Raw genomic sequence first — 12,737 nt, forward strand, 5'->3', positions numbered from 1 at the left:
CGCGCCATCGTCGCCAAGCACCTCAACGCCGCCGCCCTGCTGGAGCGCGAGGATGTGGCCAAGCTCAATGCCGGCCTCCAGGGCGAACTTGCGGCCAAGGGCATGGTCGTCAACGAGACCAAGGCCGACGCCTTCCGCGAAGCGCTGCGCAAGGCGGGCTTCTACGCCGAATGGAAGAAGAAATACGGCGACGAGGCCTGGGGCATCCTGGAGAAGGCCGTCGGCGGCTCTTGAGCTGATCGGCGAATATTTCGCGCCTCTCGGGCACCGGGCATGATCACAAAGGCGCGGGGACCCCTCTCCTGTAAGGAGAGGGCAGGGTGAGGTGTCGGCCGTTTGACGCTTGAGGCGTGAGCTGACCACGGCTGCGGCGAGGGCGTGCGCAACTCGCCCAGGGGCCGACACCTCACCCCTACCCCTCTCCTTACAGGAGAGGGGATCCCACTCCCTGCTGCTCCCTCCTCCGCCCCCCTTTCTTTATCGAAAGCTTTGAACCATGCCCGGCCGCCTCGACGGCAAGATCGCCATCGTCTTCGGCGCCGGCTCCTCCGGCCCCGGCTGGGGCAACGGCAAGGCCGCGGCCGTCGCCTATGCCCGCGAAGGGGCGGCCGTCGCCTGCATCGACCTGAACGCCGACGCAGCCGAAGAGACGGCGCGGATCATCGCCGGCGAAGGCGGCCGCGCGCTGGCGCTCGATGCGGATGTGACCGACCTCGCATCGGTCGAAGCCTGCGTCGCGACGACCGCACGCCAGTTCGGCCGGCTCGACATCCTGCACAACAATGTCGGCGTGACCCATATGGGCGGGCCGGTGGAGCTCTCGGAGGCGCAGTTCGAGGCCTCGCTCCAGCTCAATCTCGGATCGGTCTATCGCTGCGCCAAGGCGGCGATTCCGGTGATGCTGGAAGGCGGCGGCGGCGCCATCGTCAACATCTCCTCGCTCGCCGCCATCCGCTGGACCGGCTATCCGTATTTCGCCTATTACGCGACCAAGGCCGCCGTGAACCAGGCGACGGTGGCGCTGGCCATGCAATATGCAAGGCAGAACATCCGCGCCAACTGCATCATGCCGGGGCTGATCGACACCCCGCTGATCTACAGGCAGATCTCCGACCAGTACGACTCGCCCGAGGCGATGGTCGCTGCCCGTAACGCCCTCGTGCCCATGGGCCGGATGGGCACGGCCTGGGACATCGCCGCCGCCGCCGTCTTCCTGGCTTCCGACGAGGCGAAGTTCATCACCGGGGTCTGTCTGCCCGTCGATGGCGGCCAGAGCTGCGGCACCGCTCCTCCCGGCTGAATGCCGGGCCGGCGCAGGCCCATCCCGCCCCGGGGCGATCGTAACCGCGCATGCATTCCCACGATGGAACGCTTGCTCCACGCGGGCGGGGCTGCCACAAGGTTAGCCAGATGGCGCGAGCCGGCGGAGACGGGCGGCAGACGATGAGCGAAGCGGCGACGGTCGATCTCCCGCGAGACTTCGAGAGCCTGCGGGGCGTGATCCTCGCCCGGCGCGACGCCCTGCCCAAGCGCATCGCGCAGATCGCCGCCTATGCGCTCGACAACCCCGACGAGATCGCCTTCGGCACCGCCGCGAGCATCGCCGAGGCGGCCGGCGTGCAGCCCTCGACCCTGATCCGCTTTGCCCAGCATCTGGGCTTCGACGGCTTCAGCAGCCTGCAGGAGGTGTTTCGCGAGCGCCTGCGCGAACGCAATTCGAGCTATGAGGAGCGGCTGGCGACCCTGCGCCGCAATGACGGCGTGCTGCCCGGCAACCACCGGATTCTCGAAGGCTTTCTCACCGCTTCCCGCAAATCCCTCGATGTGATGAGCCGCACGATCGACGATGCCGCGCTGGACCGGGCGATAGCGCTTCTGGCGCAGGCGGAGACGATCTATCTGCTGGCGCGGCGCCGCTCCTTCCCGGTCACGAGCTACCTCGCTTATGCGCTCGCCAAGCTCGGCGTGCGCTCGCAATTGGTGGAATCGGCCGCCGGGCTCAACGCCGAGATCGCCTCCTTCGCCACGGGCAAGGACGTCGCGCTGGTCGTCAGCTTCTCGCCCTATACCCCGGCGACGATCGAGGAAGCCCGCGTGCTCGCCGAGCGCGGCGTGCCGCTGATCGCGATCACCGACAGCGCCTTTTCACCTTTGGCCAGCTTCAGCGACATCTGGTTCGAGGTGGCGGAGGCCGATTTCGGCGGCTTTCGCACCCTGTCCTCGACGATGGCGCTCGCCATGGCGCTGGCGGTCGGCGTCGGTGAGGCGCGCCGTGCCGCGCCCCCGCCCGCGCGCCGCCGCAAGAGCGCAGAGGCCTGAGAACAATCATTCCATCTTGACGATGTAATGGAATTATCATTTCATTGCAGCAGCAAATGGCGGCGCTCATGCAGCTGCCTGGATCGCCGCAGCGGGAGAAGGCCATGACGAATGCGCGCGCAGGCACGGCCCCGGCGCTCGACGTCATCACCATCGGCCGCGCCTCTGTCGATCTCTACGGCCAGCAGATCGGTTCGCGGCTGGAGGACGTGACCTCCTTCGCCAAATCGGTCGGCGGCTGCCCTGCGAATATCGCGATCGGCACGGCCCGGCTCGGTCTGCGCTCGGCCCTGCTCACCCGCGTCGGCGACGAGCCCTTCGGCCGCTTCCTGCGCGAGCAGCTTGCCCGCGAAGGCGTGAATCTGGACGGCCTCAAGACCGATCCCGAGCGCCTCACCGCCCTCGCCATCCTCTCGGTCGAGAGCGACGCCTCCTTCCCGCTGCTCTTCTACCGCGAGAACTGCGCCGACATGGCGCTGGCGGAGGCCGATATCGAGGAGGCTTTCATCGCGCGGGCCCGCGCCGTGGTCGTCACCGGCACGCATTTCGCCCGGCCTGGGCCCGAAGCGGCGCAGCGCAAGGCGATGCGGCTGATGCGGCAGGCCGGCGGCAAGGTGGTGCTGGATATCGACTATCGCCCCAATCTCTGGGGGCTGGCGGGCCATGATGCCGGCGATAAGCGCTACATCGCCTCCGCCGCCGTCTCCGAACGGATGAAGACGGTGCTGCCCGGTTGCGACCTGATCGTGGGCACCGAAGAGGAGGTGCTGATCGCCTCCGGCGAGAGCGAGCTTGTCGCGGCGCTGGAGACGATCCGCGCGCTGACGCCCGCGACGATCGTGCTCAAGCGCGGCCCGATGGGCTGCATCGTCTATGAGGGAGCGATTCCGCGCGATCTGGAGGACGGCATCGTCGGCCGGGGCTTCCCGATCGAGGTCTACAATGTGCTCGGCGCCGGCGATGCCTTCATGTCGGGCTTCCTGCGCGGCTGGCTCGGCGGCGAGAGCCTCCGCACGGCGGCGACCTGGGCCAATGCCTGCGGCGCCTTCGCCGTATCCCGCCTGCTCTGCTCGCCGGAGAGCCCGACCTTCGCAGAACTGAACTATTTCCTGAAGCATGGCAGCCGGCACCGCGCCTTGCGCAAGGACGAGGACATCAACCACATCCATTGGGCGACCACGCGGCGGCGCCAGATCCCCTCGCTGATGGCCTTCGCCTGCGACCATCGCTCGCAGCTCGAGGAGTTGGCCGACCGGCTGGGCGCCGACCCGGCCCGCATCGGCACCTTCAAGCGGCTCGCGGTGAAGGCCGCCGCCCGTGTCGCGAAGGGCCGGCCAGGCTACGGCATGCTGCTGGACGAGAAGCATGGCCGTGAGGCGATGGTCGAATTCGCCCGCCATTCGTTCTGCTGGCTGGGCCGCCCGGTGGAAGAGCCCGGCTCGCGGCCCCTGCGCTTCGAGGCGGGGCGGGATATCGGCTCGGCCCTGCCGGAATGGCCGGTCGACCACTGCATCAAGGCACTGTGCCTCTACCATCCCGACGACCCGGCCGAGCTGAAGCGGGAGCAGCAGGACACCTTGCGGGGCCTCTTCGAAGCGTCGCGCAGGGTCGGCCGCGAAGTGCTGATCGAGATCATCGCGGGCCGCAACGGCCCACTCGGCACCGACACCGTCGCCCGCGCGCTGGAGGAGCTCTATGCCCTCGGCATCAGGCCCGATTGGTGGAAGCTGGAGCCGCAAGCCTCGCCCGCCGCCTGGGCCGCGATCGAACAGGTGATCGCCCGGCACGACCCCTGGTGCCGCGGCGTGCTGCTGCTGGGGCTGGATGCGCCCGCCGAGGATCTGGAAGCGAGCTTCGCCGCCACGGCCGGCGCGCCGATCGTCAAGGGCTTCGCGGTGGGCCGCACCATCTTCATGAGCGCGGCCGAAGGCTGGCTCTCCGGCCGGCTCGACGACGAAGCCGCCATCGCCGACATGGCGGCGCGCTTCGAAGCCCTGACCGGCCTCTGGCTCGCCACGCGCGACCGCAAGGCGGCTTAGCTCATGGCGCCTCTCTCCAGAGCAAGCCGTCATTCCGGACAAGCGGCGAAGCCGCGCAGATCCGGAATCCATCGAAGGGCGCTGGTGCTCTATGATGGATTCCGGGTCTCCGCTTCGCTACGCCCGGAATGACGCAGTGGTTCCAGTTCAAAATCGCCTGGCCGGACACCGATCATGACCTGCACCATCCGCCTCACCATGGCGCAGGCGCTGACGCGCTACATGGCCGCGCAGATGACCGAGATCGACGGCGAGCGCCTGCCGCTCCTCGGCGGCGTCTGGGCGATCTTCGGCCATGGCAATGTCGCCGGCATCGGCGAGGCGCTCTGGCAGGAGCGCGAGCGCCTGCCGACCTTCCGCGCCCATAACGAACAGGCGATGGCCCATGCCGCGATCGCCTATGCCAAGGCCAACATGCGCCGCCGCTTCATGGCCGCGACCACCTCGATCGGCCCCGGCGCGACCAATCTCGTCACGGCCGCCGCGCTTGCCCATGTCAACCGCCTGCCGGTGCTGCTGCTGCCGGGAGACGTCTTCGCCAGCCGCATCCCCGACCCGGTGCTCCAGCAGGTCGAGGGGTTCAGCGACGGCACCGTCTCGGCCAATGACTGTTTCCGCCCCGTCTCGCGCTATTTCGACCGCATCACGCGGCCCGAACAGATCATCGCCGCCCTGCCGCGGGCCATGCAGGTGCTGACCGACCCGGCCGAATGCGGCCCGGTGACGCTCGCGCTCTGCCAGGACGTGCAGGCGCAGGCCTATGATTATCCCGAGAGCTTCTTCGCCGAGCGCCTCTGGACCCCGCGCAGGCCCCGTTCCGACCGGGCCGAACTGAACGCGGCCGCGCAGGCGCTGAAGGCGTCGAAAAAACCGCTGATCATCGCAGGTGGCGGCGCGCTCTATTCCGGCGCGAGCGCCGACCTCGCCCGCTTCTGCGCCGCGACCGGAACCCCGGTCTGCGAGACGCAAGGCGGCAAATCCTCCCTGCCGGACGACGAGGCGCTGAACATGGGGGCGGTGGGCGTCACCGGCACCGCGGCCGCCAATCGCCTCGCCGCCGAAGCCGATTGCATCCTCGCCATCGGCACACGCCTTCAGGACTTCACAACCGGATCGTGGGCGCTGTTCGGCGCTCAGGACAAGACGATCATCGGCCTCAACACCCAGCCCTTCGACGCCGGCAAGCACCGCGCTCTGCCGCTGGTGGCCGATGCCCGCGAAGGGCTGGCGGAGCTGGCCGAAGCGCTCGGCGGCTGGACCGCGCCCGAAAGCTGGACCGACCATGCCAGAACCGGCAAGGCCGACTGGCGCAAGGCGGCGGACGAGACGACCGCCGCGACCAACGCCGCCCTGCCCAGCGATGCGCAGGTCATCGGCGCCGTCCAGCGGGCAATGGGCTCCGACATCGTGCTGCTGCACGCCGCCGGCGGCCTGCCGGGCGAACTGCACAAGCTTTGGCGGGCCGGCCCGCCCGGCTCCTACCATGCCGAATACGGTTTTTCCTGCATGGGCTACGAGATTGCCGGCGGCCTCGGCGCCAAGATGGCCCGGCCGGACAGGGAGATCGTCGTCATGGTCGGCGACGGCTCCTATCTGATGATGAACTCCGAGATCGCGACCTCGGTGATGCTGGGGCTGAAGCTCACCATCGTCCTGCTCGACAATCGCGGCTTTGGCTGCATCAACCGCCTCCAGAACGCGACCGGGGGCGAGAGCTTCAACAACCTCCTGAAGGATGCCCGGCACGAGACGCTGCCGCAGATCGACTTTGTCCAGCACGCGGCAAGCCTCGGCGCCATCGCCATGAAGGCGGCGTCCATCGCCGAGCTGGAAGCCGCCCTGGCGCAGGCCAAGGCCAACACCCGCACCACCGTCGTCGTCATCGACACCGACCCGCTGGTCTCGACGAGCGTCGGCGGAGCCTGGTGGGATGTCGCGGTGCCGGAGGTCAGCGAGCGGGCGGAGGTCCGAGCGGCGCGGGCAGATTACGACGAGCGCCGCAAGGGGCAGCGCGTCGGTGAATGAAGCTATCCCAACCGCGGAAAGCGCGGGGAACCCCTCTCCTGTAAGGAGAGGGGCAGGGGTGAGGTGTGGGCCCCTGGACCAGCGAGGCGCAAACCTCAACGCTGCCGACTCTGAGCCTCACACGAATAACGGCCGACCCCTCACCCTGCCCTCTCCCTATGGGAGAGGGTTCCCCGCGCCCCACCGCGTCGACTTGAGCCTGAAGACCATCGAGGACGACTGACATGATCCGCATCGGCGCGAACCCCATCGGCTGGTCGAATGACGACATGCTGGAGATCGGCGGGGACATCCCGCTGGAAACCTGCCTGAGCCAGGCTCGCGAAGCCGGCTTCACCGGCATGGAGCTCGGCAACAAGTTCCCGCGCGAGGCGGCGAAGCTGAAGCCGATCCTCGACGCCCATGGCCACGCCCTCGTCTCGGGGTGGTATTCGACAGAACTGCTGATCCGTGACGTCGCTGCGGAGATGGCGGCGGTGAAGGCGCATGCGACGCTGCTTCGCGACATGGGTTGCGCCGTCCTGATCACGGCGGAGACCTCCAATGCGATCCATTCCGACATCGCAAAGCCGCTCTCCGCCCGCCCCGTCCTGTCCAGGGACGCTTGGGATGATTTCGGCGCGCGCTATACGAATTTCGCGCAGGCCTTGAAGGCGGAATACGGCCTGCAACTCGTCTATCACCACCATATGGGCACCGTCGTGCAGACCGAGGCGGAGATCGACCGCTTCATGGCCGTCACCGGCGAGGCGGTCGGGCTGCTGCTGGACACCGGCCATGCGACCTGGGGCGGCGGCGATCCGGCCCGCATCGCCCGGCACTGGAAGCCCCGCATCCACCATGTCCACTGCAAGGACATCCGCGAGGCGGTGATGTGGCGGTCCAACAGGGGGGACTGGTCCTTCCTGCAATCGGTGCTCGAAGGCGTCTACACCGTCCCCGGCGACGGCTCGATCGACTATGTCCGCGTCCTGCGGGAGTTGCAGGGTTATTCCGGCTGGATCGTCGTCGAGGCCGAGCAGGACCCGAAAAAGGCCGAGCCCGCGACCTATGCCAGGCTCGGCCACGCCAATCTCAGCCGCTTCATCCGGGAAGCTGGATTGGCGTGAAGCCAGCGTCATTCTCGGGCGAAGCGAAGTGCAAACGCGAGAATCTCTTGCAGAAGATGCTCGGGTCGAGCCCGAGCATGACGAACCCGGATCGGAACGCCCCATGTCCCATCTCAAGATCCGCCCCTTCGGCAGCCATGGCCGGGTCACCCATGTCACGCCGGAAAGCGCGGGCTGGACCTATGTCGGCTTCGACCTGCACCGCCTGAGGCCGGGCGAAAGCGTCTCGGCTCAGACCGGCTACCGCGAGGCCTGCCTCGTCTTCGTCACCGGCAAGGGCGAGGTCGCGGCCGGCGGCGCGGCTCTGGGCGAACTCGGCGAGCGCGTGTCGCCATTCTCGGGCAAGCCCTGGTCGGTCTATGTCCCGCAGGGGTCGCAATGGTCGGTAACGGCCACGACCGATCTCGAACTGGCCGTCTGCTCGGCGCCCGGGCTCGCCGGCGGCCTGCCGGTGCGTGTCATCCGGCCAGAGGATCTCGGCCAGGAGATTCGCGGCACGGGCTCGAACACCCGCCACGTCACGAACATTCTGCCCGAGACCGACCCCGCCGATTCGCTCCTCGTCGTGGAGGTGATCACCCCCGCAGGCAACAGCTCGAGCTACCCGCCCCACAAGCACGACCGCGATGACCTGCCATCCGAATCGCTGCTGGAAGAAACCTATTACCATCGGCTGAATCCGCCGCAGGGCTTCGCCTTCCAGCGAGTCTACACCGATGACCGCAGCCTCGACGAGGCGATGGCGATCGAGAACGGCGATGTCGTGCTGGTGCCGAAGGGCTATCACCCCTGCGCCACCTGCCACGGCTACGATCTCTATTATCTCAACGTCATGGCCGGCCCCCGGCGCAGCTGGCGATTCCGCAACGCGCCCGAGCACGAATGGCTGGTGAAGAGCTGAGCCGGGCGATCAGCCCGGATTGCAGCGGTAGACGGTGCCGGTCGAATTGGGACCCTTCCATTTGATGTCCGCGACGCTCGACAGCACATGCGTGCCGTCCATCTCCGCAGCGCGAATCTTGAGCCGGTGCAGGATGGTGTCGCGCGACTTGTCGATCGGCACGACGGGCTCGAAGCCCGACGCGCCATCCGCCTCGCCGAGCTTGGCGCAGCTCTCGACCACCTTCTGGTTGTCGGTGACGACGACCATGCTGCTGCGCGAATTGTGGACGGCGCAGGCGCCCAGCGCGAGGGTCGGCAGCAGGAGGAACAGGCGTAGGCGGGTCATGACGGGCGAAACCTCCGGATCGTGGCCGCCATGTTCCGCTCCCGCGCGCCAAAGGCAAGTCCCGCTGCCGCATCACGCAACCGTGAATGGGTTCACAATCCGGCCGCATCTCTTAACCGAAACGCGATCGCATTCTTGACCGGCGCGGACTGCTGCCTTTAAGTCCCGCTGAGGCCGTGGGAGGCTGCAGAGGAAACACAATGCGTAGCATCATGATTGTCGGGGCGCTCGCCGCTCTGCTCGCCGGTTGCCAGACCGCGCAGGAGTCGATGGCCGACGCGGAAGTCAACTGCCAGGCTCAGGGCTTCCGTCCGGGCACCAAGGCCTATCAGCAGTGCCGCTCGGCCAATTATGTCGAGAACCGCCGCGCGTCTAACGAGGCCGGCAGCGCCGTGGCCGCCGGCGTGGCCGCCGGTGTCGTCGGTGGCGCCATCGCAGCCAGCGCCCGCCCGCGCTACTACTACGGCCCCGGCTATTACGGCCCCGGCTACTGGTGGTGAGATCGGCCTGGCTGCGCTCTCGCAGTCGGCAACGAAAAAAGGCCCTGCCGAGCACCGCTCGGCAGGGCCTCTTCTTTTGAGCGCTTTGGGACCGCGTTACGAGCGGCGCGTCGCGCGGCGGCGCGGCTGCTGGCGCTGCTCGTCGGAGGCGGCGGACGCCGCGGCCGAGGTCAGCATCGAACCGATGAAATAGACCGCGATGCCGACACCGAGCAGCGCGGCGATCGGCTCGCGCTCGGCCCGCTTGGCCAGCAGGCGCCCGCCCATATCGGCATAGTCGCGAGCCCGCGAGGCATAGTCGGACGCACGGTCCGCATAGTCGTCGACATCGTTGCGACGCAGCCACTTGCCGCCCTGCTTCATCGCGCGGTCGCGAATATCGGCGGCCTGCGAGCCATACTCGTCAAAGAGGCTGCGCCAGCTGCCGGTATCAGGGCGGTAGCGATCCCAGCGCGAGGCGGAATTGTCGCGCATCGCCGCCCAGGCGATCAGGCCGACGCTGAGGGCGCCCAGGCCGAAAGCGGCCAGCGGATGACGTTCCACCGCATCGACGACGGCCCGGCCGCTATCCTTGGCGAGCTCGACCGGATCGGTTTCGTCCCAGGTTTCCTTGGCGCGCTCGAACTGGTCCTTGACGGTCTCGGTCGCCTTGTCGGCCATGTCGCTGGCCTTGTCGCGCAGGGTGCGGACGGTGGCGCCGGCCTCGTCCTTGGCCTCGTCCCAATCCTTGGGGACATCCGGCGGGAAAGAAGGATTGCTGATCGCCATGGCGGGATACTCCGTTGTCTGGCAGTTACGGACACGCCGAAACCCGAGAGATCGGTCGGCCTCTCCGGTTGAACAAGCGAGCCCCGAACGGGTTCCCTGACCGCGTCGAAAACGCTCTTTTCGTCCGGCGCCCAGCTTTTATGCGTCCAGCTTTTCCTTGCCACGGCCATATCCGGGACATGATTGGCTGTGAAGCCTGTCGTCACAGGGGCCTTTCAACGAGAAGGAGACGCGCATGCATGTTCAGCACCTCCAGATCGCGCATCCCTCCGTGCTCTCGGATCCGGAGTGGATCGCGCTCGAAAGCATCGAGGAGAAGACCCGGCATTTCATCTTCGACGAGACGATGCTGTTCGCGCTCAAGGATCGCGGTCTGGTCGAAACCGACGGATCGCGCTGGCACGTCACGAAGACGGGGCGCCGGCGCCTGATCGAACGCGGCTGATCTGCGGCGGCATCGGTCGCCTTGCACGAAACGACGGCGCGGCGCTGGACAACCTCCGGCGCCGTCGCCATGTCAGGGCCTCCTCATCGCAAGCGGGTCACCATGGCGAAGCCGGTTTCCATCACCATTTCCCACGACCTCGGGCGCGAGGCCGCTGTCGCGCGGCTGCGTGGCGGGCTGGACCGCGTCCGCGACCGGCTGGGCATGGTGAAGATGCAGCTCGTCGAGGAGCGCTGGGACGGCGACACCCTGCATTTCGGCGTCGCGGCCCTCGGCCAGACCGTGGGGGGCCGGCTCGATGTCGGCGAGGATTTCGTCAAGGTCGAAGTCGCGCTGCCCTGGCTGCTCGCCGCCTTCGCCGAGAAGATCAAGCTCGGCGTCGAGAAGCAGGGCCGGATCCTGCTGGACAAGCCGAAGGTCTGACGGCGGGCAACCGCAGTGCAAATGTCGCAGTCTTACGACTTTCGATTGAATTTCCGGCTGCGAACTTGCACAGTCCTTGCCATTCAAACCCTTCGCTTCATTGAACTTCCGGATTTGGGAGAGACATGCACCACGGCCCGCTGATCGCCATCATCGTTGCGGGCCTCGGCCTTGCCTTCATCTTCGGCGCTCTCGCGCAGCGCCTGCGCATTTCGCCGCTCGTCGGCTATCTCGTGGCGGGCGTCGCCGTCGGTCCCTTTACCCCCGGCTTCGTCGCCGACCAGAACCTCGCCAACGAACTGGCGGAGATCGGCGTCATCCTGCTGATGTTCGGCGTCGGCCTGCATTTCTCCCTGAAGGAACTGCTGTCCGTCAAAGCCATCGCCGTGCCTGGCGCGCTGGTGCAGATCGCGGTCGCCACCGCGCTCGGCCTCGGCCTTGCGCTGCTGCTCGGCTGGGGCTGGATTTCCGGCGTCGTCTTCGGCCTCGCCCTGTCGGTGGCGAGCACGGTGGTGCTGCTGCGCGCCCTGCAGGAACGGCGCCTCGTCCAGACCGACAAGGGGCGGATCGCGGTGGGCTGGCTCATCGTCGAGGACCTCGCGATGGTCCTCGCCCTCGTCGCGCTGCCGGCGATCGCCGATGCGCTGAATGGGCCCAAGCCCGGCACGCCCTCGCCGCTCTCGGCGCAATTCGATCTCGGCCTGTGGGGCGTGCTCGGCGTAACCCTCGCCAAGGTCGTCGCCTTCGTCGCCTTCATGCTGATCGTCGGGCGGCGCGTCATTCCCTGGGTGCTGCACTGGGTGGCCCATACCGGCTCGCGCGAACTGTTCCGGCTCGCTGTGCTGGCGGTGGCGCTCGGCGTCGCCTATCTCGCCGCGACGCTGTTCGGCGTCTCCTTCGCGCTCGGGGCGTTCTTTGCCGGGATGATCCTGTCCGAATCGCCGCTCTCCCAGCGCGCGGCGGAGGAAACGCTGCCGCTGCGCGATGCCTTCGCCGTGCTGTTCTTCGTCTCCGTCGGCATGCTGTTCGACCCCGGCATCCTGCTGCGGGCGCCCTGGCCGCTGCTCGGCACGTTGGCGATCATCCTGATCGGCAAATCCTTCGCCGCCTGGGTGATCGTGCGCGCCTTCGGCCGCTCCAATGCCGTCGCCCTGACGATCTCGGCCTCGCTGGCGCAGATCGGCGAATTCTCCTTCATCCTCGCGGGCCTCGGCGTCGCCCTCGGCCTGCTGCCGGCGCAGGGCCGCGACCTCATCCTGGCCGGCGCGATCCTGTCGATCCTGCTCAATCCGGTCATGTTCGCGCTGGTCGACCGGCTGAAGCTCGGTGACGGCACGGCGGTGAAGCCGAGGCCCGAATCGGGAGAGGACGGCGCATCCCCCGGCGCAGCCCCGCAGCCGCCCGCGCCCGGCGCGCCGGAGCCGGCCGTGTCCGAGCCGGAGCGGGACATCGTTCCGACGACCCTGTCCGACCACATCGTCGTGGTGGGTTATGGCCGCGTCGGCAGCCTGCTCGGAGCGGGCCTGCTGGCCCAGGGCGCCAGGCTGCTGGTGATCGAGGACCATCCCGACGCGGTGGAGACCGCGAGGCGCGACGGTGCGGAACTGCTCGTCGGCAACGGCGCCGATCCGGAAGTGCTGGCGGCCGCCGGCATCGGCCGGGCCACCCGCCTCTTCGTCGCGATTCCCGGCAGCTTCGAGGCGGGCCAGGTCTGCGAACAGGCCCGCGCGGAGAATGGCACCTTGCCGATCGTCGCCCGCGCCCATTCGGATGCCGAGGTCGAGCATCTCTCGAAATGCGGCGCGACGCTGACCATCATGGGCGAAGCGGAGATCGCGCGCGCCATGCTCTCCATGTGTCAGGATCTTCGGGAGAAGCGCC

General features: G+C 68.0%; 12 protein-coding genes and 1 pseudogene. 11 read left to right on the top strand and 2 right to left on the bottom strand.

Translation table 11 applies throughout. The features are described 5' to 3' along the window. From ACOJTB_RS12715 to iolB, 7 genes and pseudogenes are all read left to right on the top strand, one after another. A pseudogene (locus tag ACOJTB_RS12715) lies at positions 1–234 on the top strand (TRAP transporter substrate-binding protein); the annotation flags it as partial. A gap of 262 nt (positions 235–496) precedes the next feature. Further along, a complete protein-coding gene (locus tag ACOJTB_RS12720) occupies positions 497–1,300 on the top strand; it encodes an SDR family NAD(P)-dependent oxidoreductase (RefSeq protein WP_420102892.1) in 804 nt (267 codons plus the stop codon). A 110-nt stretch (positions 1,301–1,410) separates the two neighbouring features. Next, entirely contained in the window at positions 1,411–2,319 is a 909-nt protein-coding gene (locus ACOJTB_RS12725) for a MurR/RpiR family transcriptional regulator (RefSeq protein ID WP_420102893.1), read from the top strand. A 104-nt stretch (positions 2,320–2,423) separates the two neighbouring features. Continuing rightward, positions 2,424–4,358, top strand: a complete 1,935-nt coding sequence (locus ACOJTB_RS12730; RefSeq protein ID WP_420102894.1) for a bifunctional 5-dehydro-2-deoxygluconokinase/5-dehydro-2-deoxyphosphogluconate aldolase — start codon at positions 2,424–2,426, stop codon at positions 4,356–4,358. A gap of 174 nt (positions 4,359–4,532) precedes the next feature. Further along, a complete protein-coding gene (gene iolD, locus ACOJTB_RS12735) occupies positions 4,533–6,383 on the top strand; it encodes a 3D-(3,5/4)-trihydroxycyclohexane-1,2-dione acylhydrolase (decyclizing) (RefSeq protein WP_420102895.1) in 1,851 nt (616 codons plus the stop codon). 224 nt (positions 6,384–6,607) lie between these two features. Further along, positions 6,608–7,492 (top strand): myo-inosose-2 dehydratase, encoded by an 885-nt coding sequence (gene iolE / locus ACOJTB_RS12740; RefSeq protein ID WP_420102896.1) that lies wholly within the window; start codon positions 6,608–6,610, stop codon positions 7,490–7,492. Positions 7,493–7,595: 103 nt separating this feature from the next. Beyond that, entirely contained in the window at positions 7,596–8,393 is a 798-nt protein-coding gene (gene iolB / locus ACOJTB_RS12745) for a 5-deoxy-glucuronate isomerase (protein ID WP_420102897.1), read from the top strand. A gap of 9 nt (positions 8,394–8,402) precedes the next feature. Here iolB and ACOJTB_RS12750 read toward each other — a convergent pair whose 3' ends face one another. Continuing rightward, positions 8,403–8,720, bottom strand: coding sequence for a hypothetical protein (locus tag ACOJTB_RS12750; RefSeq protein ID WP_420102898.1), 318 nt, complete (start codon positions 8,718–8,720; stop codon positions 8,403–8,405). A 200-nt stretch (positions 8,721–8,920) separates the two neighbouring features. Between ACOJTB_RS12750 and ACOJTB_RS12755 the strand changes: the two genes are divergently transcribed. Further along, complete coding sequence (locus ACOJTB_RS12755) at positions 8,921–9,220, top strand: hypothetical protein (protein WP_420102899.1); 300 nt, start codon at positions 8,921–8,923, stop codon at positions 9,218–9,220. Between the two features lie 96 nt (positions 9,221–9,316). On the opposite strand, the gene ACOJTB_RS12760 is transcribed toward ACOJTB_RS12755, so the two are convergent. Beyond that, complete coding sequence (locus tag ACOJTB_RS12760; protein WP_420102900.1) at positions 9,317–9,988, bottom strand: hypothetical protein; 672 nt, start codon at positions 9,986–9,988, stop codon at positions 9,317–9,319. A gap of 235 nt (positions 9,989–10,223) precedes the next feature. On the opposite strand from ACOJTB_RS12760, the gene ACOJTB_RS12765 reads away from it, so the two are divergent. The 3 genes from ACOJTB_RS12765 to ACOJTB_RS12775 all read left to right on the top strand — a co-directional run. After that, positions 10,224–10,433 carry a hypothetical protein gene (locus ACOJTB_RS12765; protein ID WP_420102901.1) on the top strand — a complete coding sequence of 70 codons (210 nt, stop codon included), beginning with the start codon at positions 10,224–10,226 and terminating at the stop codon, positions 10,431–10,433. A gap of 69 nt (positions 10,434–10,502) precedes the next feature. Beyond that, entirely contained in the window at positions 10,503–10,856 is a 354-nt protein-coding gene (locus ACOJTB_RS12770) for a polyhydroxyalkanoic acid system family protein (protein ID WP_420102902.1), read from the top strand. Positions 10,857–10,981: 125 nt separating this feature from the next. Continuing rightward, on the top strand, positions 10,982–12,737 hold a 1,756-nt coding region (locus ACOJTB_RS12775; RefSeq protein ID WP_420102903.1), incomplete at its 3' end, for a cation:proton antiporter domain-containing protein.

Origin of the sequence: Allobosea sp. (assembly GCF_048595345.1) — a bacterium.
Classification (GTDB): Bacteria; Pseudomonadota; Alphaproteobacteria; order Rhizobiales; family Beijerinckiaceae; genus Allobosea.

Bases quoted from the DNA above. Each gene is read 5' to 3' on its own strand.
- iolD (WP_420102895.1), top strand. From the start codon at position 4,533: ATGACCTGCACCATCCGCCTCACCATGGCGCAGGCGCTGACGCGCTAC.
- iolE (WP_420102896.1), top strand. From the start codon at position 6,608: ATGATCCGCATCGGCGCGAACCCCATCGGCTGGTCGAATGACGACATG.
- ACOJTB_RS12730 (WP_420102894.1), top strand. From the start codon at position 2,424: ATGACGAATGCGCGCGCAGGCACGGCCCCGGCGCTCGACGTCATCACC.
- ACOJTB_RS12770 (WP_420102902.1), top strand. From the start codon at position 10,503: ATGTCAGGGCCTCCTCATCGCAAGCGGGTCACCATGGCGAAGCCGGTT.
- ACOJTB_RS12750 (WP_420102898.1), bottom strand. From the start codon at position 8,720: ATGACCCGCCTACGCCTGTTCCTCCTGCTGCCGACCCTCGCGCTGGGC.
- ACOJTB_RS12720 (WP_420102892.1), top strand. From the start codon at position 497: ATGCCCGGCCGCCTCGACGGCAAGATCGCCATCGTCTTCGGCGCCGGC.
- ACOJTB_RS12755 (WP_420102899.1), top strand. From the start codon at position 8,921: ATGCGTAGCATCATGATTGTCGGGGCGCTCGCCGCTCTGCTCGCCGGT.
- iolB (WP_420102897.1), top strand. From the start codon at position 7,596: ATGTCCCATCTCAAGATCCGCCCCTTCGGCAGCCATGGCCGGGTCACC.
- ACOJTB_RS12765 (WP_420102901.1), top strand. From the start codon at position 10,224: ATGCATGTTCAGCACCTCCAGATCGCGCATCCCTCCGTGCTCTCGGAT.
- ACOJTB_RS12725 (WP_420102893.1), top strand. From the start codon at position 1,411: ATGGCGCGAGCCGGCGGAGACGGGCGGCAGACGATGAGCGAAGCGGCG.
- ACOJTB_RS12760 (WP_420102900.1), bottom strand. From the start codon at position 9,988: ATGGCGATCAGCAATCCTTCTTTCCCGCCGGATGTCCCCAAGGATTGG.